Raw genomic sequence first — 21,524 nt, forward strand, 5'->3', positions numbered from 1 at the left:
GTCAGACCTTCCTCGCCACGGCGGCGGCGAACAATCCACTGGGTTTGGACAGCAACACCACGATGAGAATGAGGAGTGCAGCGAACGAGACGAGGTCCTGGCCGAGGTATCCGCTGACGAAGCTGAGACCGATACCCATCATCAGACCCCCCACGACTGCTCCACCCGGTGAATCGAGACCACCGAGAACTGCTGCGACGAAACCGAACACGACGATCGAGTCCATGTAACCTGGATGCACCAGCGAGCCGCCGGCAATCAAAATGCCGGCGAGAGATCCGACTGCGGCGGCCAACGCCCATCCGAGAGTCAGCATGCGCCCGACCCGTACCCCGAGCAGTTTGGCAACCTCCGGCTCGAACGCGCTTGCGCGCATCTTCAATCCGAGATCGGTGAACCGGAACAGCAGTACCAACAGGCCGAGCACGACGAGAACGGCCACCACTTTGAACACGTCGTAGCCGGTGAGTGCGATGTTCAAGTCGCCGATCGTCTGCCCGGTCAGACCGAAAGGGGCAGGGAAGGATCGGAATTGACTTCCGAAGATGATCGCCGCCAGCGCATGGATGACGATGAACAGCCCGAGCGTGAGGATCACCGGATTGATGTGCGAGGAACTGTCGACGAATCGAACGACGAGCCGTTCGATGACAGCGCCCAGGACAAGGCCGCTGACCAAAGCTGCAGCAAAGCCGATCCAGTAGGAGTAGCCGGCGTCGATGACCACGAGTGCGATGTACGTGGTGATCATCGCCATCGGTGCCTGGGCGAAGTTGACGATGCGGGTGGAGCGCCAGATGAGAACGAGGGCGAGCGCGAAGGCTGCATAGATCATGCCGGTCGTCACGCCGTTGAGAAGGATGGTGAGCAATTGCTGCACGTGAATCGGCTTCCTTTCTGCTCTTGTCAGAATCCGAGGTAGGCGTGTCGGAGGGCGTCGTCGTCGGCGAGGGTCTCGGCGGGGCCTTCCACGGCGACCTTTCCGAGGTCGAGAACGACTGCGTGTTCGGCGATGGACAGGGCGCTTCGGGCATTCTGTTCGACGAGTACGACAGTCATGGACTCGGTTTCGACCAAACCGCGCAGGGTGTCGAATATCTGCGCGACCACTTTCGGTGCCAGGCCGAGCGAAGGTTCGTCCAACAGGAGTACCGACGGCGTCGCCATGAGTGCGCGTCCGATGACGAGCATTTGACGTTCTCCTCCGGAGAGGGTGTGCGCCGAGGATGCGCGTCGTCCGTTCAGTGGCGGGAACATGTCGTAGATCCGGTCGAGCGTGACGGCGTCGTGACCCCGGTGGCGGCCGAGTGAGCCCAGCCGCAGGTTCTCCTCGACGGTCAGTTCGGCGATGACACCGCGTCCCTCGGGCACGTGTGAAAGCCCGTGGCGCGACATTCGATCAGGTGGTACTCCGACCAGTTCTCGGCCGCCGAGCATGATGCTTCCGGAGGAAGGGCGCAGTAGACCGGAGATTGCGCGGAGCAGCGTCGTCTTGCCTGCTCCGTTGGCTCCCAGTACGGCGGTGACTGCGCCTGCTCCGATGTGCATCGACACTGCGTCGAGTGCTGTGACCGGCCCGTAGCGAACAGTGAGGTCTCGAATCTCCAGCTGCGCCGTATCAATTGTCATGTGTTACTTCGTTTCCCAGGTAAGCGGCCAGAACTGCGGGGTTCTCGCGAATTTCGGCGGGTGCGCCTTGCGCGATGACCTTGCCGAAGTCCAGCACCACGATTCGGTCGCACACACTCATGACGAGGTCCATGTGGTGTTCGACGAGCATCACCGAAGCAGGTTTCAGTGAACGAATGAGGTCCGCGAGTTCGTCCATCTCGTCCGAGGACAGACCGGATGCAGGTTCGTCGAGCAGGATCAGGGACGGCTCGCTCACGAGGGCGCGAGCGAGCGCGACTCGCTTGCGCACCGCGTAGGGCAGGGAAGGTGGATACCGGTGGGCACAGTCGTCGATGCGCAATTCTTGCAATGTCGACATCGCCCGCGCTCGGACCGCTGCGTCATCCGCGGAACTACTCGGCAGTCCCAGCAGACCGGCGAAAAAGCCCGAGCGTGCGGTTCGGTCTGCGCCGACCATCACGTTGTCCAGGACGGTCATCCGGTCGAACAGTCCCAGGCCCTGCAGGGTCCGGCTCATGCCGAGGCGCGGCAGATGGTCGGGTTTCAACCGATCCAGCGACGTGCCGTTCCTGGTGATGGTGCCTTCCTGCGGATGAACCAGCCCGCACGCGACGTTGAACAAAGTTGTCTTTCCTGCCCCGTTCGGCCCGATAACGCCGAGGACTTCCCCGGCGCGCACGTCGAGACCGACATCCGAGAGCGCGATTATCCCGCCGAAGGAGACGTCGATCGCGGTCATGCCGAAAACCGTTGACGAGGCTTCTGTCGTTGTTGCCAAAGTGACCCACCTCACGTTCTGTGTGCGTTCACTATGGTTGCTCCGCACAACACGCGATATGGACGCAGTGCACAAGATATTTGGGTCGCGGGATACCAGGACCAGTCAAATCACCCACAAAAGTGGGCGAAGTGCGCAAAGCTGGGCGAGTGAGTGGGCCTGAGGTGAGCGCGCGTCGAGCCGATCGGCAGACCATCCAACAGGCGTGGGCGACACTGCTGTGCCGCGCCGATGCGATCGCAGACTCCATCACCCTCGCATTGATCGAGCAGGAGCCTGCCTATCTGGCGTCGTCCGCCCCCGATATCGCAGCCGAGATCAGGCGCAGCACCCGCGACCACATCCGTCAGGGCCTGCGTACGTTGGCCGGTGCCCCTGCGGCGACGGATTCCACGCATGAGGTGTGGCGCCGCACGGGCCGTGAGCGTGCACGCCAGGGAATCCCGATGGAACTGGTCCTCAAGGCCTACACCCTCGGCAGCCGAACGCTGTGGGAAGAGCTGATCCGCGAACGTGAACGGCACCGAACGGTGATCGACGAGCGGCTTCTTCTCGTTGCGGGTCAGCAACTCTGGCGTGCTCTCGACGCGCAGTACGAGACGCTCGTCGATGCCTATCGGCGAGAGAGCGCCCGAATGCAACAGCGTGATCTCGCGAATGTGCTGGCAGTTCTGGACGGCCTGCGATCGGGACGCGGCGGCGATCCCGCCTTCGAGGGCGAGGTGCGATCCACCCTCGGACTGTCAGCATCGCAGGACATCGGTTGTGTCGTCGGAATCGTCGACGATCAGGGGAAGCCGCCGCTACCGGCTCCCGAGGATGCGCTCGATCAGATCGGTGCTCTCTCGCACTGGAACATTCGCGACGGCTACCAGTTCGGCTTGGTGGCACTGACCTCCGCGACGTGGCACGCCGTCGTCGACGCCCTGACGCCGCGAGCCGCGGGCAAGGTGGGCGTCGCGCATTCTCCCGATGGCGTGTCCTCTTTCGCGGCAGCGTATCGGCTGGCGTCACTCACCGCGGAGACCTTTCCCGACGGGTGTGTCGGGGTGGCATTGGCGACGGACCGACTGCCTCGCGTCATCATGGCTGCTGACGATCGATCGTCGGATCTGCTTGTCCATCACGCGCTGGGGTCGATGTGGACGCACCCGGAACCGCAGAGAAATACGCTGCTGAGCACGCTTGCTCACGTGCTGGCCAGTGATGGTTCCCCGACCAACGCAGCCAAGGTTCTCTACTGTCACCGCAATACCGTGATCTATCGGATCCGTCAGATCGAGGACCTCACCGGCCGGAGTCTCACTGATCCTCGAGATCGGCTTTTGCTGACCTTGGCCCTGGTCAAGACCGGCCATTGGGAGAAGGCCGTCGGCACCGATTCATTCGGCTGAATGAATTCGCGCGACTTCCAACGACCGGTTGTAACGCATCACAATTGTCGGCGATAGTCGTAGTGGCTCCACACTGCTGCCCGACCCCCGACCCGGCAGCAGTGTGGAGCCACCTTTGTTTTCGTCGCAGCTCGGGTCTGGAGTCGGTATCCGGCACAGTCTTTGCGTAAGCTCGGCCCGAAAGTGATGCAGAAGGAATGTCGGGGGTTGGGGAGGGCTGGAACGTGAGCGTCGGTGGAGACGGCATAGGTAAGCACGAGAAGGAGCCGGATCCGCCGGAAGGCGTCACTTCGTCCACCGAGGATTCCGTCACCGAGCATGTTGCGCCGTACGAGGCGGTCACCGAGGTCATGCGTGCGATCGATCCGAACGGGCCGCCTCCGGGCGAGCACACAGACATTGTCGCTGGTCCGGACTCCGATGGCCACGGCGTAGATGCTGACGGCGTGGATGTTGCTGACGGCGTGGATGTTGCTGACGGTGAAGTCCCGGCGGACGAGCCTGCTGTCGAGGATTCGGTCGGCGGCGACGTTGCTGCCGAAGAACCGAGTCCCGACGGGAATGCCATTGCCTCAGCTCCCGGACATGTCGAGCCCGAAGGTGGCGAGCCTGCCGCACGGGACGCAGGCGAATCGGTGGTCGACCCAACGGCGCCGACCGTCGCGATGCAGGCTGTGCCGCTCGGCCCCGCTGCGGTACCGCCGTCTGTTGGTGCCGAATCTGGCGAGCAGCCTCCGGCTGTGTCGTCACAACCTCCGGCTGTGTCGTCGAGGATGAAGATTGCAGTGCTCGCGGGCGCTGCGGTGGCGATCCTCGGTGTTTTCTATGCAGCCGACATGCTGTCCTCCAGTGGTTCGGTTCCGCGAGGCGTCACTGTCGCCGGCATTGCGGTCGGAGGCCTGAGCCACGACGACGCCGAGGCACGGCTGCGGTCGGAGCTCGGCCTTCGCTTCGAGCAGTCGGTGGAAGTCGATGCAGGCGAGCAAAAACTCGAGCTCGTTCCTGCTGCAGCGGGTCTCGGTGTGGATTGGACGACAACACTGGACCGGGCGGGGACCCAACCGATCAATCCGTTCAGTCGAATCGCATCGTTCTTCTCCGACTCCGAGATCGGCGTGCAGTCGACGGTCGACGAAGCGGCTCTCGATAGGAGTGTCGAATCCCTACGCGCGCAGACGGATCGACAGCCGTCGGAGGGGGATGTCGTCTTCGAGGGCGCGCGTCCGGTGGGCGTGACGCCTACTCCGGGCCAGACGATGGACGTCGCCGGTGCGCGTACCGAGATCGAGTCGAATTGGGCTTTCGGCGCCGTCGATGTGCCCGTCGAGACCGTCGATGTCACCGTCCATCAGGACGAAGTGGATCGTGTGCTGGCCGAGGTCGCGTCTCCTGCAGTGGCCTCGCCCGTGGTGTTCACCGGTCGCAGCGGCGCCGACGCGGCGCTGACGCCCGAGAACATCGCGGGGATCATGTCCTTCGAACCCGAGCGCGACGGTGCGCTCGCAACTCGGATCGATACTGCCGCTGCCACAGGGATTCTCGCGCCGCAACTCGCCTCGACCGAGATTCCACCGAAGGATGCATCGTTTGCACTGGGCGGTGGAGCTCCGAAGGTGGTGCCCGGTGTTGTCGGTGAGTTGGTTCAATGGCCCCGGACGCTGGAGCAACTGCCGACGTTGCTCGCCTCCGCCGACGTCAGGACGATGGAGGCCGTCTACGACCAGGTTCAGCCTGCGCTGACCACCGAAGGCGCGCAGGCGCTCGGCGTCGAGGAAGTGATCGGCGAATATACAACGGGTGGTTTCGAATACGCGTCCGGTGTCAACATCGGGCTCACCGCGGACATCGTGAACGGTGCGCTCGTGAAGCCGGGAGAAACATTCTCGCTCAACGACTACACCGGGCCTCGTGGCACAGCTCAAGGCTTCGTGGAGTCGGGAATCATCGACAACGGTCGGCCCGATCGGGCGGTGGGCGGAGGCATCAGCCAATTCGCGACGACCCTCTACAACGCCTCCTACTTCGGCGGCATGGACGACGCCGGGCACACCGAGCACAGTTACTACATCAGCCGGTACCCGGAAGCGCGTGAGGCGACGGTCTTCGAGGGCGCGATCGACTTGAAGTTCACCAATCCCGCCAAGACTGGCGTGGTGATCGAATCGTTCGCTACGAGTTCCGATGTGACGGTTCGGCTCTGGGGCACCAAGACGGTTGACGTCGAGTCCTCCACCGGCGCCAGAACCAACCCGACGAGTCCCAACACCATCACGCTCCCCGCGGGGGCAGGGTGTATCGCATCGGGCGGAGGACCTGGCTTCACCGCCAGTAACACCCGGGTGATCACGGACATCGCTTCGGGCAACGAGGTGTCCCGAAACACCCGAACAGTCAAGTACGACCCGATTCCGATCGTCAAATGCGAGTCGCCCGAGCCGGCACCCAAGCCTGCCGACGACGCACCGGGCGCTGACCCGCCTGCTGGGGGAGAGTAGTCACGATCTTCGTGATTCTGAACCTGGACCGATCGGTGTCGGAAGTGTTGGCTGGTTGGAGCAAGAAATACTCTGATCGAAGGCAGGCACATCATTCCGGCACCAGGGCTGTACTCGATCGGTACCACTTTCGCCGTGGACACTCGTATCGTTGATTATGCGCGGCGATGGGGATCCGTCATCACAGTCGCAGCGGACGCACGAAAGGTAGCCTCGGCATGACGCTCACACACACCGATCTCGATCAGGCGACGCTTCGGCAGGCCTACGGTCAGTTCCCGAGTGGTGTCGTAGCCATCGCCGCCGAGATCGACGGAGTTCCTGTCGGGCTGGCCGCCAGTAGTTTCGTTGCCGTGTCGATCGAGCCTCCCCTCGTAGCCGTCTGCATTCAGAACACGTCCACCACCTGGCCCAAGCTCGAAGGTGTCGAGCGAATCGGTGTCAGCGTTCTCGGCGAGGCGCACAACGACGCAGCTCGCACCCTCGCGGCGAAGACCGGCGATCGCTTCGCCGGACTCGAGCTGCAGACCACCGAGCAAGGCGCGGTGTTCATCGAAGGTGCGACCACGTGGCTGGAGACCACTGTCGATCAGCAGGTGCCTGCCGGAGATCACTTGATCGTGCTGCTGCGCATCCATTCGCTCGAAGTGACGAGTGAAATAGACCCCATCATTTTTCACGGAAGCAAGTTCCGCAGGCTGCAGGCGTAGGAGGGACCGTTGTGGCTGGCACGTGAAGGCGAACGACGACGGCCGCACCCGATGGGTGCGGCCGTCGTCGTTACCGAAGCAGAATCAGAATGCTGCTTCGTCGAGCTCCATGACGTCGAGATCGACGCCTGCCAGGATGTGGCGCGTTGCAGTGAGCTCGGGCAGCACGTTCTTGGCGAAGAACGACGCCACAGCGACCTTGCCTTCGTAGAACGACTTGTCCTTGCCCTGCGCGCCGTTGTCGAGTGCCTTGATGGCGATTTCGGACTGACGCAGCAGCAGCCAACCGATGAGCAGGTCGCCGAATCCCATGAGGAAACGCACGGATGCCAGACCGATCTTGTACAGCTCGGTCGGCTGCTCCTGCGCCGCCATGAGCTGCTGGGTCATCGTGGTGACGATGGCCTGCACGTCTTCGAGTGCCGTCGCGAGCAATGCACGCTCAGCCTTGAGGCGTCCGTTGCCTGCCTCGCTGTCGATGAACGACTTGATCTGTCCTGCAACGTGAGCAAGTGCAACACCACGGTCGCGAGCGATCTTGCGGAAGAAGAAGTCCTGCGCCTGAATGGCGGTGGTGCCCTCGTACAGCGAGTCGATCTTGGAGTCGCGGATGTACTGCTCGATGGGGTAGTCCTGCAGGAAGCCGGACCCGCCGAGCGTCTGCAGCGATTCTGCGAGCTGACGGTACGCGATCTCGGAACCGACACCCTTGACGATCGGAAGCAGCAGGTCGTTGACGCGGTAGGCGATGTCCTCGTCGGCGTCGGAGACCTGCTTTGCGGTAATCGCGTTCTGATGAGCAGCGGTGAACAGGTACACCGCGCGCAGGCCCTCGGCGTAAGCCTTCTGAGTCATGAGGCTGCGGCGCACGTCGGGGTGGTGCGTGATGGTGACGCGGGGTGCGGCCTTGTCGGTCATCTGCGTCAGATCGGCGCCCTGGACGCGTTCCTTGGCGTACGCGAGAGCGTTGAGGTAGCCGGTGGACAGTGTGGCGATTGCTTTGGTGCCGACCATCATTCGAGCGTGTTCGATGACGTCGAACATCTGCGCGATGCCCTTGTGGACCTCGCCGACGAGCCAGCCCTGTGCCGGAACATCGTGGCCGCCGAAGGTGAGCTCACATGTGGTCGACGCCTTCAGGCCCATCTTGTGCTCGACGCCGGTGACGAACACGCCGTTGCGTTCGCCGAGTTCACCGGTCTTGAAGTCGAAGTGGGTGTCGGGGACGTAGAACAGGCTCAGGCCCTTGGTTCCCGGTCCGGCGCCCTCCGGGCGCGCGAGTACGAGATGCATGGTGTTCTCGAACAGGTCGTCCGAGACCGCTGAGGTGATGAAGCGCTTGACGCCTTCGATGTGCCAGGAGCCATCCTCCTGCTTGATCGCCTTCGTGCGTCCCGCGCCGACGTCGGATCCGGCGTCGGGCTCGGTGAGAACCATGGTGGCGCCCCACTGGCGCTCGACGATGACCTTGGCCCATTCCTTCTGCTCGTCGGTGCCGTTGTGGAATAGCACGTTGGCAAAACCCGGGCCGGCCGAATACAGGAACGCTGCTGGGTTGGCTCCGAGGAGAAGCTCGTTGAGTGCCCAACCGAGAGTCCGCGGGGCAGGGATGCCGCCGACCTCTTCATCGAGGCCGACACGCCACCATTCACCGTCGTAGAGCGCCTTGAACGACTTCTTGAAGGCGTCGTTCAGCTTGACGGTGTGGTTTTCGGGGTCGAATACCGGCGGGTTACGGTCCGAATCGGCGAACGATTCGGCCAGCGGGCCTTCGGCCAGGCGTACCACCTCGCGCAGCATGTCTCGGGCCGTCTCTGCGTCCAAGTCGCCGAACTTGTCACCCGAAAGGGACTCTTCGAGCCCGAACAGCTCGAAGAGGTTGAACTCGAGATCCCGAAGGTTGCTCTTGTAATGGCCCATTGCTCGTTCGCTCTCCAGTCGGTGTGGTGCGGTCTCAAAAAAAGTACCGCCCAAGTTCTAGCTACTCGTCGGTAACATAGCGCTATATTACTCCCGATCTTTCCCGGTGCCAAGGCCGGACTTACTGGCGAGTAGCAACGCGTCGATGGCGGTACCGCTGTCGGTGGTTCGGTGGCGATTCTCGCAGAGGTGTACGACGGCTTCGCTCCCGACATCTACTGCCAAATCCTCTGGCGCATAAAATATTTCGGGATCCTGCGGGCCTCCCACTCCGTCGTCGATGTTCATCGAATGATGGCCCAGAATCATGAGGATTCCATCAGGTTTCAATGCTCTGATCGCGTTCCGGATTACTTTCAGGCGTTGCTGATGGGGCAAATGTAGATACAGAACGAGAACCAAGTCATATTCGGGTTCCGGTGTCACCGATGTCACGTCCGCAAGTACCCACGTGAGCCGTTCGCGAACAGATTTCGGTGACGATCGAGCAATGCGATGCCCCTTGGTCAGCCCGACGGCCGAAAAGTCGACGGCCGTCACTTCCCAGCCACGGGTGGCGAGCCAGAGTGCGTTCCGGCCCTCGCCGCACGCGAGATCGAGAGCGCGACCACGCGGACGCGACGTCGCGATTTCCACGAGAGTCGGATTCGGCGGAGCGCCGTAGACGAGGTCCTTGGCCGAGTACTTTGCATCCCACGCGGCGGCATCCATGTGAGCGATGATGCCGCGTCGCGGCCCGCGCGCGCGAAGGAGGTGCCCGCTACTGCCGCGGGAGGCAAGTCAGAGCGTCGCGCGCAACAGAAGGACGTTGTAGTTCTGGTGGACGGTCGCAAGGAAGTACAGGTCCCGTCCCGACGACCAGGGATGGATGTACGGTGCGTACGCGCTCGGTATCTGGCGGGTGTCGACCAGCACCTCGGGTGCGCTCCACGGGCCCACCGGCGACGGCGAGCGACGCATCACGATGGAGTCGAACGGATCCGTGGTGAGCATGAGGTATTGACCGAAGTACTGGTTGTACGCAACGGATAGTTCCCCGACACCGTCGACGATCGGCGCAGCGACGTTCGGGTCGTTCCTGATCCACTCGTGGCCGTTCCAGTACTCGTACTCGGCGAGGTTGAGAATGTCCTTCTCGGGGACCCGCGAGACGTGGCCGAAGTTGTTGCGACCTGCCGGTGTTCCGTACTCGTAGACGAAGCCGCCGACCTTCAGGAACGCGTTCTGTTGGAAGTTGCGGTTCCCGTCTGCGCTCGGACGTTGCGTCTGGGGTGCGGGTGCCCAGCTCTCGCCGTTGTCACCCGACACCGCCAGCCCCGAGTAGTTGGTTTCCCACTTGCCCGCAGCGCCCCAGTTGTTCACCGACATCAGGCTCATGAACTGGTTGGGTCCGATTCCGACGCCTGCCGTCGGAATCCTGCTGATCTCGACAAATGGGATCTTGGGGCTCGGGACGACCTCTTTGGACTGACCGATCGGGTCTCTGACGATGCTGTCGAAGTTCATGCCGTCGGCAAGGTTGGTGTCTCGGCTGCGAACGATTGCGTTGCTCCTCCACGACCAGAGGCTGCCCTGCAGCAGGTTGGGGAAGCCGAGTCCGGCGGTGTCTCCGAAGGCCGTGAGGATCTCGCCGTTGCCGTTGTCCCACATGATGCCCAGATCGGTGCCGAGCATGTTGTAGGTCTCGGTCCTGTTCGGACTTCCCATTCCCGTGGCCTGGGCAACGGCGACGGTGCGGCCGCCGAGTTGTGGAATTCCGAAGACGCCGTTGAGTCCGGGGATGGGGTTGACGGCATTCGGGTTTGCCGCGGCGGGACCGGCCACCACCAATGACGTGGCAAGAACAGCAATGAACACCGATGTCGAACGTTTCACGAAGCCCCATGACTTTCCGGACGTGCGGTCTCGAACCGCCGGAATCATAGCCCACGCGTGCTGTTTGGAGGGTATTTCAACGGCCTTGAGTTTTGTTCTGGAGTGGGCGGCGTCCAGCGTTGATTTTCTGGGGCGCTAATCTGGTCTCGTGAGCGCAGAATCGGACACGTACCTGGCCAGGGACCTGTCGGTCTCGGCGATGCGCTTGAATCGCAGGCTCAGACTGCGTCACGTCAACGACCGGATTCCCGTCGCGCAGTTGTCGATTCTGACCACGATTTTTCGTGAGGGCTCGCTTACCGCCGGTGAGTTGGCAGTGCGGGAGCGCATCAAACCACCGTCGATCTCTCGGTCGTCACACGCTTTGGTGGAGATGGGCTTGCTGAAGCGGGTTCCGCACGCCACCGATCGTCGTCAGGTGGTGTTGACACTCACCGACGAGGGTCGACGTGTTGCCGGTGAGGACGTGGCCGCACGTGAAAAGGTCTTGGCCGACCAACTGGGTTTCCTGACTCCGCAGCAGCGCACCACGCTTGCCGAGGCGTCGAACATCTTGATCGGGATCGTCGAACGGGTCCAGTGAACCGTTGTCAGTCGTGCTGAACGGCTTCGTCGAGTTCGCTGGAGTCCCAGTTCAGCGTGGATCCCAGTTCTTCGCGGTCGGCACGCCTGGACACACGACCCAGTACGACGGCCACCATCAGTGCCACCGCCAGCCAGATCGCCGCGCCTATCAGTACCCCGCTCACACGTTGTTTCTAGCACCTGGTTCTGTGAAAAAGCGGAGAAAGCGACTAATGGATTGTTGCAATACGGTCCTGGAGCGATAACCGATTGGAAACGAACCATATGTGTCGTCCCCGATTGGACTCGGCTACGAATGCGACAAGGGACTCGCTGACCTCGGTGAACCGGGTGATGACACCGTCGATGATGAGCTGTAGCCGGTAGTCCGTCGGCTTCGAAGCCTGGTGCCGGTTCTGACCTGTCAAGAACAAAGCACCTTCATCGGCTTCCCTCGACGAAGGTCGCGACGAGGCGGAGGACTTCTGCGACATCCTCGGGCCCGCCGATGGCGACGACTTTGAGCGCGGACGATGCTTCGTCGTAGGCAGTGTCTATTTTGAGGCGCCTGGCGCCGGGACTTCGGCCCATCGCCGACGCGGACAGGAACGTCGCGAGTCGAGATGCCGCAGGTGGATCGATGTGTGCGACGTCGACGATGCTGGTGACATCGATTTTTATCGTGTCGGCGGGAGCTTCGCCGCCGGTCAGGGCTTTGAGTCCCTCGGGGGTGATGCGATATTGCTTGCCGATGCGGACTGCGGGTAGCCGCCCGTCCTGGATGTAGTTGCGGACAGTGCGGACATGCAACCCGAGCAGTTCGGCGACCTGCTCGGCGGTATAGAAGTCATTCCCCATAGTTCCCCAAATTACTTTGTTCAGGGCCCAATTGCTTTGTTCAGAGAGTCGTGCGGAGCCTTCAGCGTCCCGTGACGCCGTCGATACTCTCGCGGAGCAGATCTGCATGACCGTTGTGGCGCGAATATTCACCGATGACATGGACGTACACCATGCGCAGCGACATGGGCTCCCCGCGCCAGAGGAACTCGAGGTCCAGCGGAAGCGTGCGAACGGCGTCGCGGCACAACTCCCATTCGGAGCGCAGTTGATCTACCTCGTCCGCCGCTCGCGCGGGATCGAGATCCTCGAAATCCGTCGGGTCGCCGGGGCCGCCGTACAGGTTCGGTACATCTTCGCCAGCCGACCGGATACGAAACCAGATGCGCTCCACTTTCGCGGCATGTCGGACAAGTCCCTGTAGTGACAGCCGGGACGGCGGAAGCGCACGGCCGGACAGTTGCTCGGCCGTCAAGCCGGCGCAGATGTTGAGCAGGGAGTGCCGTTGAGCCTCCAGATACGGGATCAGAATGTCGCGATCGCTGCCGGTCATGGGGCCGTCCGGCACATCGACAGCCGGTGATGTCCACGTCATGGACCCATCATGAACCACGCTTGTCTGCAGGTCCATGCTCACGAACCCGAGGACGCGCTCCGCAGCGCAGCAACCCGGAAACGACTCTGTGGCGCGCACAGTTGGGCCACCGCGTTCATGTCGTCCTCATGGTCGACGTCACGCAGTACGGGAAGTGATGCCACTCGTGCTCCCAGCGCGTGTAACGCCGCCAGGGTGTTGGCGCCCGTATCCGGGTGCGACATCGGCACATCGAGCAACCCCTGCGCCAGCGCGGGGTCGGGAATGCCGAGTGCCCACCACCCGCCGTCCTCGGCCATGCCGAGGACGGATCGGCCCGGCTCGGTCAGCAACCGAGCGGACGAGTTCAGCAGGGCCGCGCTGACCTGCGGTGTATCCATACCGATCTGAAAGACCGGATTGCCCGCGGCATCCTCGTGCGCGTGGACCAATCTCTCGGCGAAGCCGTCGCCGCGTTGTCTCACGACCGTATACGAGGCCAGGACCGACTCCAGTTCGCCGCGGCGACTTGCCAGTTCGAGATCGCCGGTCAGCGCAACGACACGGATCTCGAAGTCGGCGGCGATCACAGCGTCGAGGGTGTCGAGCAGTGCGGCCGCGGCGATATCGGCGGCGGCGGCGTCACCGAGGGTCTTGGCCAGACGTGTCTTGGCGAGTCCAGGGACAGGCGCCTTCGCGACGACGAGTGCGGTGACCTTCACGAGAGGACCTTCCAGAAGTCGCGGACAGCAACGATGGTGCCTTTGACCGAGCCCGAAACCTTGGATGTTCCCGCAGTTCGGGGGCTGTAGGTGACCGGCAATTCGACGACGGTCCACCCGGCCTCGGAGGCGAGGACCAGCAGTTGCAACGGGTAGCCGGAGCGGCGGTCGGTGACGTCGAGGTCCAGAAGTGCCTGTCGGCGCACCGCCCGCACTGCACCCAGATCATGCACCGGCAACTTGTATTTCGTGCGCAGGCGCAGGGAGAGAATTGCATTACCCAGGCGTGCGTGGAGCGGTGAGTTACCGGAACCTCGGCGGCCAACCGCGAGATCTGCATTGTCGAGTGCGGCGACCAGCGGGGGCAGATCCTGCGGGTCCATGGATCCGTCGCCGTCGAGCACACAGAGTATCTCGGTGCCGGCGGCGAGAACTCCGGCGTGGACGGCAGACCCGTAACCGGGCACGGTCTCTCCAATGACCGTGGCACCATGGTCTTTCGCGACCTGGGCAGTCATGTCGGTCGAGTTGTTGTCGACGACGATCACTCGGTATCCGTCGGGTATTCGAGCCAGTACGCCGGGAAGTGACCCCGCCTCGTTCATGCAGGGAATGATCACCGTCACCTCAGACACGCGGCGCACCCGTGCCTTCGGCGTCGCGCAGAGGTGCCGTCGCGAACTCGCGTAGTCCGTCCGACGGCGAGATCGACGCGGTGAACCCGATCTTGGTCCGCGCGAGTTCTGGGCTCGCGACGATATGCCGTACATCGCCGGAGCGGTACCTGCCCGTGATCTCCGGATCCGGCCCGCTGCAGGCATCGGACAGGACGCCCGCGACCTCGCCGATGGTGATCGGCTGTCCCGAGGACACATTCAGTGCGGTGAATCCGGGGAGCGCGGCATCGATGGAGAGAACGTTCGCGGCAGCGACGTCGCTGACATGGACGAAATCTCGTGCTTGGTTTCCGTCTTCGTACACCTGGGGCGCTTTCCCGGCTTCGAGTGAGGACCGGAACATCGCTGCCACACCCGAGTACGGGGTGTTCCGTGGCATGTGTGGGCCGTACACGTTGTGGTAACGCAGCGCGGTCACCGAGCCGCCGGTAGCGAGAGACCATGCGAGGGCGTAGTTCTCCTGAGCAAGTTTGCTGGCCGCATACGTGCTGCGCGGCTGCAATCTCGAATCCTCTTCCACGAGCGCCCAATCGAGGATCTCGCCCGTGACCGGGTCGGTGTTGTCGAAAATGCCGGTGTCCAGCGAAGTTCGTGGTCCGGGAATCACGATGTCGCCGGCCGAGTTGCGGTACTTGCCCTCGCCGTAGACCACCATCGACGATGCCAGCACCAACCGCGTGCATCCTGCTACGGCCATGGCGGCGAGCAGTACCGCGGTGCCGTAGTCGTTGTGACTCGCGTAAGCAGGGGCATCGGCCGAGTCGACACCTGCACCGACGACAGCAGCCTGATGACAGACGACGTCGACGCCCTTCAACAACTCCACAAGCGATTCGTGGTCGCGAACATCGGCACGCGATATGCCGCCGACTTGGCCGGAGGAGCCATGGGCAGAGGTGCCATGGGCAGAGGCGAGCATCGCGTCGACGGCCACGACGTCGTAACCCTCCAACGCGGACATGATGTGTCCGCCGATGAATCCGGCTGCGCCGGTGAGAAGTACGCGGGTCATGGTAGCCCGATCGGAAGGTCGACACCCGCATGGACGTTGCACGATTCGCACGGACCCATCAGCGCGGACCCGATCGCCCCTCGCACCAGTGTCTTGAGCGGTTCGATGTTCTTCTTGAATTCTGCGAACACATCGATGGCTCGAACGCCCTGTCCTGCTTCGATTCCGGCGTCGAGATCGGTGACCAAAGCAATCGGGGTGTAACAGAGTTCGAGTTCGCGAGCCAGCACTGCCTCGGGATGGCCGGTCATGTTCACCAGCGTCCAGCCCTGTCGGGCGAACCACTGACTCTCGGCCCGGGTGGAGAATCGGGGGCCTTCGACCACGACCATCGTTCCGCCGTCGACGACGCCGTCCTGAACAGCGGCGGTGCGCAGATCCGCGCAGTAAGGATCGGCGAACTCGACGTGAACGCCGCCCTTGTCGAAATACGTCTGCGCGCGGCCACTCGTGCGGTCCACCAGTTGGTCGGGCACGACGATGGTTCCCGGTCCGAATTCCGGGACCAGGCTACCGACGGCACACGGCGCAAACACGCGCTGCACGCCGAGCATTCGCAGAGCCCACATGTTCGCCCGGTACGGCAACGTGTGCGGCGCGTACTCGTGGTTCGCCCCGTGCCTCGGCAGGAATGCGACAGACCTGCCGCCGACATCGCCGATGGTGATGGGCCCGCTCGTCGAGCCGTACGGAGTCTCCACTTCGACCGTGTCCGCGTCGTCGCCGAAGAACGAATAGAAGCCGCTGCCGCCGATCACGGCAATATCGGCTCGGTGATGCGTTGTCATGGTTCCATCCTCTTGCTCTGGTCATTGCGCAGGCTCCACTCTCGCCCACTGAGTGATTCCGCGGTCTTCACTCTTCTATGCTGAGTGTGAGTAGAACGCACAACGTTAGGTGAACGCTATCCGGTACTGGAGAGAAGCCGTTGCAGCTGTGCTTGCTGTAGCGCTCGTGGCGGTGGCGTTTGTAGTCCCGTACATGGGAAACGAACTGATCACCCCGATCATCGACCGCACTCCGCAGCAGGTGCGCGATTTTGCGGACGCGGCACCGCTTTTCGGGTTTCGTGAGATCCACTTCGGCTGGGGCACACCGTTCGCGATACTGATCGCGGTCGCCGGGGTTCTGTGGGGTCCCGAGGTTGCGCGTCGATTGTCCTGGCGTCGGTTGCTGCTGGCGACGTGGGCGACGTCGGGTGCGTGGACGATGTCGTTGGCGATGATCGACGGTTGGAACCGTGGATTCGTCTCCAAGCTGGCCTCCACCGACGAATACCTGCACGAGGTTCCCGGGATCACGGACATCCCGTCGACGTTGCGAGGTTTTTCCGATCGCATCCTCGATTTCCAGGCCGACTCGTGGACGACTCACGTATCCGGACACCCGCCAGGGGCGCTGCTGACGTTCGTGTGGCTGGATCGGCTCGGATTGAGCGGCGGTGCGTGGGCCGCGGCGCTGTGCGTGTTCGTCGGGACCAGCGCAGCCGTCGCCGTCATCGTGGCTGTGCGCGCCCTGGGCGACGAGACGATGGCGCGTCGGGCAGCGCCGTTCGCCGCGTTGGCACCGGCAGCGATCTGGCTGGCCGTATCGGCGGACGCCTTCTACACCGGCGTGGTGGGGTGGGGCGTCGCTCTCCTGGCGATCTCGACGAAGAAACATCGGTGGCCTGCGTCGATCGCAGCGGGAGTGTTGCTGGGGTTCGGGATCTACCTCAATTACGGACTGGTGTTGATGGGGCTGCCTGCCCTGGCCGTCCTCATCGCGGCACGGACGGTGTGGCCGCTCGTCGGTGCCGTCGTGGGCGCGCTCGTCGTCGCGGCGATCTTTACCGCCTACGGCTTCTGGTGGTTCGACGGTTACGAGTTGGTCCAGGAGCGTTACTACCAGGGCATCGCAATGGATCGGCCGTTCGAGTACTGGGGATGGGCCAACATCGCGGCACTGTTCTGCGCACTGGGTGTCGCTGTGCCCGCGGCGTTCCCTCGCATCTTCACACGGGTGCAGCCGATCAACTTGCTGGTGATCGCCGGGCTCGCGGCCGTGGTCATGGCGGACCTCAGTCAGCTGAGCAAGGCGGAGACCGAAAGGATCTGGTTGCCGTTCGCGCTGTGGATGTTGCTCGCACCTGCTGTGTTGCCGCGGCGGACGCACAAGTTCTGGCTTGCGCTGCAGGTGCTCGCGGCGCTCGCGATCAATCATCTGCTATTCACCAACTGGTAAGTGCGGCTTCGCCCCCCGTGCGCGGAAAAGCACGCTCCGTCGTCACTGTTCACGCACGGGGGCGGAGCGCATGTACGCGAAATAGCGGCCGTGGATGGGCGCGATGTCGACGACGGTCAACCCTGCGGCCCGCGCGAGCCCTGCTGTCGCGGTGGCGCTCACACTCGCCCACGCGAACCAGTCGCCGACAGTCGTATCGGTCTCCCAGCGCACGGTTTGTGCCTGCACCTTGTCCGATCCCGGCGAGTCGACTTCGGCGATCACCGCTCCATCGGGACGAATCAATTCTGCCGCCCGGCGCAACAGACGCACCGGATCCCCGCCGATGCCGATGTTGCCGTCAGCCAGCAGAACGCACTCCCATTCACCGGCATTCGGCAGCGGGTCGAAAAGGTCTCGAAGTACTGCGTGCCCACCGCGGTTGAGCGTCAGGTCGACGGCTTCACGCGAGGTGTCGACTCCGAGGGCCGAAATGCCGCGTCGGGCGAGTCCTTCGGTGAGTCGACCGGGCCCGCACCCCAGGTCGAGCGTTGGCCCCGAGCATTGACTGATCATTCGGCTATCGGCGTCACGATCTTCGGTGCTCGACGCCTCGCCACCCATCCAGCGGGCTGTGGGTAGAGGATCGCGCGTTCCGTCGGATCGGCCGATCCAACAGGGAAGGCCGGTTGATGCCCGGCGAAACAGCTCGTCAGCCGTCACGGTCACATTGATCTCCTGTGGTTCGTGGAAGACTCAGCGCCCGAACCGACGGAGAGCGCAAGGCGGAGCGCATATGCGAGTGCGCTGACGCCGAAGAAGCATGCGATGAGAGCCAGCCAGCGGCCGAGATACGGATCCTGCGTCAATCCAGTTGCACTGGTGAAGCTTTCCGAGCCCTGCGCGATGATCCCGGGGAAGAAAACGACGAATGTCAGCGCGGTGCCCATCAACGGGATCCGAATGTAGTTGAGCGGCGACACCGTCCACGCAATCCGGGGTGAACGTCCGCGGAGCGCGTTCATGCCCGACGTCAGGGATCGGTCGGCGAGCGAGTACAGGGGAAAGAGAACCAGATCATGGGCGACGACGGCGCCGGCGAACCAGACTGCGATGGACTGCCACCAGACATTGCGGTTCCAGAAGGTTTCGATGCCGGCCACGTACACGACATATCCCACGAGGGCCGCGGCGAAACACATGGCAAGCAAGTGCAGGGGATGCGCGCCGTAGAAACGGGTGAAGAGGAGGCGGGTTCGCTGAACTGTGTGCATCATCGCGCACTCCTGTGCTCGGACTCGTTTTGGTGCGAACCTGTCCTGGCGTGAGTGGAGAAGCTGGCTGGACGAGGGGAAGACACTCGACAAGGCAACGAAACGGGGAGGTTCGGGATAGTTCCGGTGGTTGGTGGATCAAGGGGCCGGGCGCAACGCAACCGACCGCGCGAGGCCACCTCGGAAGGTGACCCCGCGCGGACGACTGCGTTCATCACACAGCTGCGATCATCAAGCAGTGGCGACGGTGATGGTCGCAACACCTACGAGTAGGCCGGGGGTGACAGCGTCAGTCTTGAACGTGTCGTTCAGCAGGCCAGCGGCGGTCTCCGAGATCTTGACCTGGGTTCCCTGCAGGATGGCCGTGCTGTTCGGGCCGGTTGCCAGCGGGTTCAGGGTGCGGCCGTCGAGGTCGAAGAGAACTGCGTCTTCGGCGGCGACGGCGCCGTTGACGGTGACCGTTCCGGTGAGTACCGAGGTGCCGGGATCGATGTCGAAGTCGGTCAACTCGACGACGGTCTCACCTGCGGTAAGGGACAGACCGCTTCCGTTGTGCATGATTTCACCCTGGACGTAAGGGTCGACCGTGCCGGGCTCCCAGTACTTGACGTTGCCGCCGGTGATCGGGAAGCTGATGGAACCGTCTGCGAGAGTAGCGGTTCCGACGACGCCGGGGGTGAGGCCGAGGGTGGTCAGCGCGCCGGTGAATCCGGGATCGAGGGCAACAGCGGTGCTTACGCCCTTGCTGAGATCGGCGACCTCGGCGGCAGGCTCCGGCATCGATTCTGTTGTCTCGGCCGCTGCTGCCGAAGTGGTGCTGCTTTCGGTGCTGGACGAGTCGTCGCTGGAGCATGCGGCGAGAGGAACGAGTGTCATCGCACCAATTGCGGTGGCGGCCATAACTTTACGGATAGAGATCATGTCGGATCTACCTTTCGTTGCTCATGTCTTGAGCGTTGATGGTGATTCGCCACCAGTCCGGTTCCGGATGGGTCCGATCCTGGACTGTTCGGCGGGGGGCGAATCTTTCGGCGTGAAACGCATGCAATTTCCCGTCGTCCCCCGAGGTTGTGGAGGAAATCGCATTGGTAGACAAAGAGTCTCACGCTGCGAGGTCGACCGGTGAGCATTTTGGCAAAGGTAGTAGGCCCGTGATCGGTCCGAGACCGTTCGGTGACAGTGCTGTTACCTTTGGTGTTCGGGCGGCCCTTAACCGGACATCCGGTTTTGTTCGTGGGTATCGGCTATTCGGGACCGAATGCCCCATGTGGTCACTCCGGGTGACCGAAGGGGGCATTCGCCCACTTCGGGCGGCAGAATGAGGCATTCACCCACTCTGAGTGCCTGAATGAGTCATTCACTCACTAGCAGTGACCGAATGAGGCATTCGGTACGCCCCAAGCGACCGAATGAGACATTCGGTAGGGACCCGGGCACGAAAAGTTGGCCCAGGCGCGGCGGCCTCTGTGGCGCGGCGCGATCGAGGATGTCGATCCCGGCGCCGAGAGTCGTCCGCCGTCGAATCGGGCTCGAGTCAAGGTTTAGCCACCTGCGGATAGATTCCTCGTCGGCCGAGCAATCCTCGGTCGGCCATGTCGCGTTTGGCGACGAAAGCCATTGTGATACTGCAGGAGCAGACCGAAAACCGGTCTGGAGGGTCTTTCATTTTGACGACGGGCGACCGCGACACAACTGACTCCACAGGGTGTTTCCACTGCGATTCTTCCGGCAGCGGGCACGATGTACGGATCTGCTTGCAGATGCGCTGGCGCCCGTGGTTCTGGTCTGTATCGACACCGGTGCGATGGAGGCACTCGACCTGGTGCAGAACGTAGGTGCGCTTGCCGGACACCGGCGTTCTCACACTGCGCGGGTAGGACGACGCGGGCTGCCCGCTGACTTCGGCTAGGCGTCGTTACCCTGGTGCACGCAATGCCCGCGTGCCGTGGGTGGCGCAGGGGAGATACGACGTACTTGACCAGGAGAGTGCCGAATGACCGTCACACGGACCGTTGCCGATCTGAAGTCCGCCCTGGGCAGCCTGGTTCCCCCTGTTCTCCTCGACGTCCGCTGGGCGCTGGGAGACTCCGAGGGGCACCAGCATTACCTCGATGCGCACATTCCCGGTGCGGTGTTCGTCGACCTCGACACCGAACTCGCCGAGCACGGCGCTCCCGGGCTGGGGCGCCACCCGTTGCCGTCGATCGAGAACCTGCAAGCAGCAGCGCATCGGTGGGGCATCACCGCTGGAGTACCCGTTGTGGTCTACGACAACACCGGCAACCTGGCCGCCGCGCGGGCGTGGTGGCTGCTGAAGTGGGCGGGCATCGAGCAGGTCGCGCTGCTCGACGGCGGACTGAATGCATGGACCGAGGCGGGGTACGACACCGCTTCGGGCGAGGAAACCGCAACCGCTGCCGGGGACATCGAACTCAGCGCAGGTCATCTTCCTACTCTGACAGCGGATGAGGCTGCAGCGCTGGCTGATTCCGGCACTCTACTCGATGCCCGTGCGGCCGAACGGTACTCGGGTGAGACCGAGCCGGTGGACCCGAAAGCGGGACACATCCCGGGGTCCGTCAGTGCGCCTACGGCGCAGAACATCGACGAGAAAGGAAAGTTCCTGTCTGCCGAAGTATTGAAGGAGCGATTCGGCGATGTGGGTGCGGTGGGCGTCTACTGCGGTTCGGGTGTGACGGCGGCGCACCAGGTTGCGGCGTTGGCGATCGCCGGTATCGACGCAGCACTGTTCCCCGGCTCGTGGTCGCAGTGGTCCAACGATCCGTCTCGTCCGGTGGCGACAGGTACCTCGCCCCGATGACGGTGTTCGCCGAAGAGTTGGACGCGACTTCCGGTAT

At 63.2% G+C, this 21,524-nt stretch carries 23 protein-coding genes; 6 read left to right on the forward strand and 17 right to left on the reverse strand.

Annotated elements, in window-relative coordinates; all coding sequences use genetic code 11:
• Position 1: 1 nt before the first annotated feature.
• From QMK17_RS19845 to QMK17_RS19855, 3 genes are read right to left on the reverse strand one after another with little or no spacing between them, the layout of a single operon-like run.
• Positions 2–880 carry a branched-chain amino acid ABC transporter permease gene (locus QMK17_RS19845; protein ID WP_283511014.1) on the reverse strand — a complete coding sequence of 293 codons (879 nt, stop codon included), beginning with the start codon at positions 878–880 and terminating at the stop codon, positions 2–4.
• A 26-nt stretch (positions 881–906) separates the two neighbouring features.
• Positions 907–1,629, reverse strand: a complete 723-nt coding sequence (locus QMK17_RS19850; protein ID WP_283511015.1) for an ABC transporter ATP-binding protein — start codon at positions 1,627–1,629, stop codon at positions 907–909.
• Positions 1,619–2,371 carry an ABC transporter ATP-binding protein gene (locus tag QMK17_RS19855; RefSeq protein ID WP_283511016.1) on the reverse strand — a complete coding sequence of 251 codons (753 nt, stop codon included), beginning with the start codon at positions 2,369–2,371 and terminating at the stop codon, positions 1,619–1,621. The genes QMK17_RS19850 and QMK17_RS19855 overlap by 11 nt, the downstream gene beginning before the upstream one ends.
• Before the next feature lie 203 nt (positions 2,372–2,574).
• Here QMK17_RS19855 and QMK17_RS19860 point away from each other — a divergent pair, with 203 nt between their 5' ends.
• The 3 genes from QMK17_RS19860 (at position 2,575) to QMK17_RS19870 (ending at position 7,009) form a co-directional block, all read left to right on the forward strand.
• A complete protein-coding gene (locus QMK17_RS19860; protein WP_283511017.1) occupies positions 2,575–3,804 on the forward strand; it encodes a helix-turn-helix domain-containing protein in 1,230 nt (409 codons plus the stop codon).
• Positions 3,805–4,028: 224 nt separating this feature from the next.
• On the forward strand, positions 4,029–6,299 hold the full coding sequence (locus QMK17_RS19865; protein ID WP_442972803.1) for a VanW family protein: 2,271 nt from the start codon (positions 4,029–4,031) through the stop codon (positions 6,297–6,299).
• Positions 6,300–6,517: 218 nt separating this feature from the next.
• A complete protein-coding gene (locus QMK17_RS19870) occupies positions 6,518–7,009 on the forward strand; it encodes a flavin reductase family protein (protein WP_283511019.1) in 492 nt (163 codons plus the stop codon).
• 84 nt (positions 7,010–7,093) lie between these two features.
• Here QMK17_RS19870 and QMK17_RS19875 read toward each other — a convergent pair whose 3' ends face one another.
• The 3 genes from QMK17_RS19875 to QMK17_RS19885 all read right to left on the reverse strand — a co-directional run bounded on the left by QMK17_RS19875 (position 7,094) and on the right by QMK17_RS19885 (position 10,852).
• A complete protein-coding gene (locus tag QMK17_RS19875; protein ID WP_283511020.1) occupies positions 7,094–8,929 on the reverse strand; it encodes an acyl-CoA dehydrogenase in 1,836 nt (611 codons plus the stop codon).
• A gap of 87 nt (positions 8,930–9,016) precedes the next feature.
• A complete protein-coding gene (locus tag QMK17_RS19880; RefSeq protein ID WP_283511021.1) occupies positions 9,017–9,640 on the reverse strand; it encodes a class I SAM-dependent methyltransferase in 624 nt (207 codons plus the stop codon).
• Between the two features lie 69 nt (positions 9,641–9,709).
• Positions 9,710–10,852, reverse strand: a complete 1,143-nt coding sequence (locus tag QMK17_RS19885) for a DUF4185 domain-containing protein (RefSeq protein WP_442972804.1) — start codon at positions 10,850–10,852, stop codon at positions 9,710–9,712.
• A gap of 100 nt (positions 10,853–10,952) precedes the next feature.
• On the opposite strand from QMK17_RS19885, the gene QMK17_RS19890 reads away from it, so the two are divergent.
• Positions 10,953–11,387 (forward strand): MarR family transcriptional regulator, encoded by a 435-nt coding sequence (locus tag QMK17_RS19890; protein ID WP_283511023.1) that lies wholly within the window; start codon positions 10,953–10,955, stop codon positions 11,385–11,387.
• 7 nt (positions 11,388–11,394) lie between these two features.
• Here QMK17_RS19890 and QMK17_RS19895 read toward each other — a convergent pair whose 3' ends face one another.
• The 8 genes from QMK17_RS19895 to QMK17_RS19930 form a co-directional block, all read right to left on the reverse strand.
• The gene (locus QMK17_RS19895) at positions 11,395–11,553 is read right to left on the reverse strand and encodes a hypothetical protein (protein WP_283511024.1); all 159 of its coding nucleotides are present in this window, start codon (positions 11,551–11,553) and stop codon (positions 11,395–11,397) included.
• Positions 11,554–11,598: 45 nt separating this feature from the next.
• Entirely contained in the window at positions 11,599–11,862 is a 264-nt protein-coding gene (locus QMK17_RS19900; protein ID WP_283511025.1) for a DUF4180 domain-containing protein, read from the reverse strand.
• Positions 11,810–12,226 (reverse strand): helix-turn-helix domain-containing protein, encoded by a 417-nt coding sequence (locus QMK17_RS19905; protein ID WP_283511026.1) that lies wholly within the window; start codon positions 12,224–12,226, stop codon positions 11,810–11,812. Before QMK17_RS19905 ends, QMK17_RS19900 begins: the two co-directional genes overlap by 53 nt.
• Before the next feature lie 61 nt (positions 12,227–12,287).
• Positions 12,288–12,800 (reverse strand): DinB family protein, encoded by a 513-nt coding sequence (locus QMK17_RS19910; protein WP_283511027.1) that lies wholly within the window; start codon positions 12,798–12,800, stop codon positions 12,288–12,290.
• A gap of 38 nt (positions 12,801–12,838) precedes the next feature.
• The gene (locus QMK17_RS19915; protein WP_283511028.1) at positions 12,839–13,501 is read right to left on the reverse strand and encodes a TIGR04282 family arsenosugar biosynthesis glycosyltransferase; all 663 of its coding nucleotides are present in this window, start codon (positions 13,499–13,501) and stop codon (positions 12,839–12,841) included.
• Positions 13,498–14,145 (reverse strand): glycosyltransferase family 2 protein, encoded by a 648-nt coding sequence (locus QMK17_RS19920; RefSeq protein WP_283511029.1) that lies wholly within the window; start codon positions 14,143–14,145, stop codon positions 13,498–13,500. The genes QMK17_RS19915 and QMK17_RS19920 overlap by 4 nt, the downstream gene beginning before the upstream one ends.
• A complete protein-coding gene (locus QMK17_RS19925) occupies positions 14,129–15,190 on the reverse strand; it encodes an NAD-dependent epimerase/dehydratase family protein (protein WP_283511030.1) in 1,062 nt (353 codons plus the stop codon). Before QMK17_RS19925 ends, QMK17_RS19920 begins: the two co-directional genes overlap by 17 nt.
• Positions 15,187–15,978 carry an S-methyl-5'-thioadenosine phosphorylase gene (locus tag QMK17_RS19930; protein ID WP_283511031.1) on the reverse strand — a complete coding sequence of 264 codons (792 nt, stop codon included), beginning with the start codon at positions 15,976–15,978 and terminating at the stop codon, positions 15,187–15,189. Before QMK17_RS19930 ends, QMK17_RS19925 begins: the two co-directional genes overlap by 4 nt.
• Before the next feature lie 109 nt (positions 15,979–16,087).
• Here QMK17_RS19930 and QMK17_RS19935 point away from each other — a divergent pair, with 109 nt between their 5' ends.
• Positions 16,088–17,413 carry a hypothetical protein gene (locus tag QMK17_RS19935; RefSeq protein ID WP_283511032.1) on the forward strand — a complete coding sequence of 442 codons (1,326 nt, stop codon included), beginning with the start codon at positions 16,088–16,090 and terminating at the stop codon, positions 17,411–17,413.
• 42 nt (positions 17,414–17,455) lie between these two features.
• On the opposite strand, the gene QMK17_RS19940 is transcribed toward QMK17_RS19935, so the two are convergent.
• The 3 genes from QMK17_RS19940 to QMK17_RS19950 all read right to left on the reverse strand — a co-directional run bounded on the left by QMK17_RS19940 (position 17,456) and on the right by QMK17_RS19950 (position 19,587).
• Entirely contained in the window at positions 17,456–18,121 is a 666-nt protein-coding gene (locus QMK17_RS19940) for a class I SAM-dependent DNA methyltransferase (RefSeq protein ID WP_283511033.1), read from the reverse strand.
• Positions 18,118–18,669, reverse strand: a complete 552-nt coding sequence (locus tag QMK17_RS19945; RefSeq protein ID WP_283511034.1) for a hypothetical protein — start codon at positions 18,667–18,669, stop codon at positions 18,118–18,120. Before QMK17_RS19945 ends, QMK17_RS19940 begins: the two co-directional genes overlap by 4 nt.
• Before the next feature lie 228 nt (positions 18,670–18,897).
• Positions 18,898–19,587, reverse strand: a complete 690-nt coding sequence (locus QMK17_RS19950; RefSeq protein ID WP_283511035.1) for a hypothetical protein — start codon at positions 19,585–19,587, stop codon at positions 18,898–18,900.
• Between the two features lie 1,072 nt (positions 19,588–20,659).
• Here QMK17_RS19950 and QMK17_RS19955 point away from each other — a divergent pair.
• On the forward strand, positions 20,660–21,487 hold the full coding sequence (locus QMK17_RS19955) for a sulfurtransferase (RefSeq protein WP_283511036.1): 828 nt from the start codon (positions 20,660–20,662) through the stop codon (positions 21,485–21,487).
• The last annotated feature ends 37 nt before the right edge of the window (positions 21,488–21,524 follow it).

The sequence above is a fragment of the Rhodococcus sp. G-MC3 genome, from assembly GCF_030063335.1.
GTDB lineage: Bacteria > Actinomycetota > Actinomycetes > Mycobacteriales > Mycobacteriaceae > Rhodococcoides.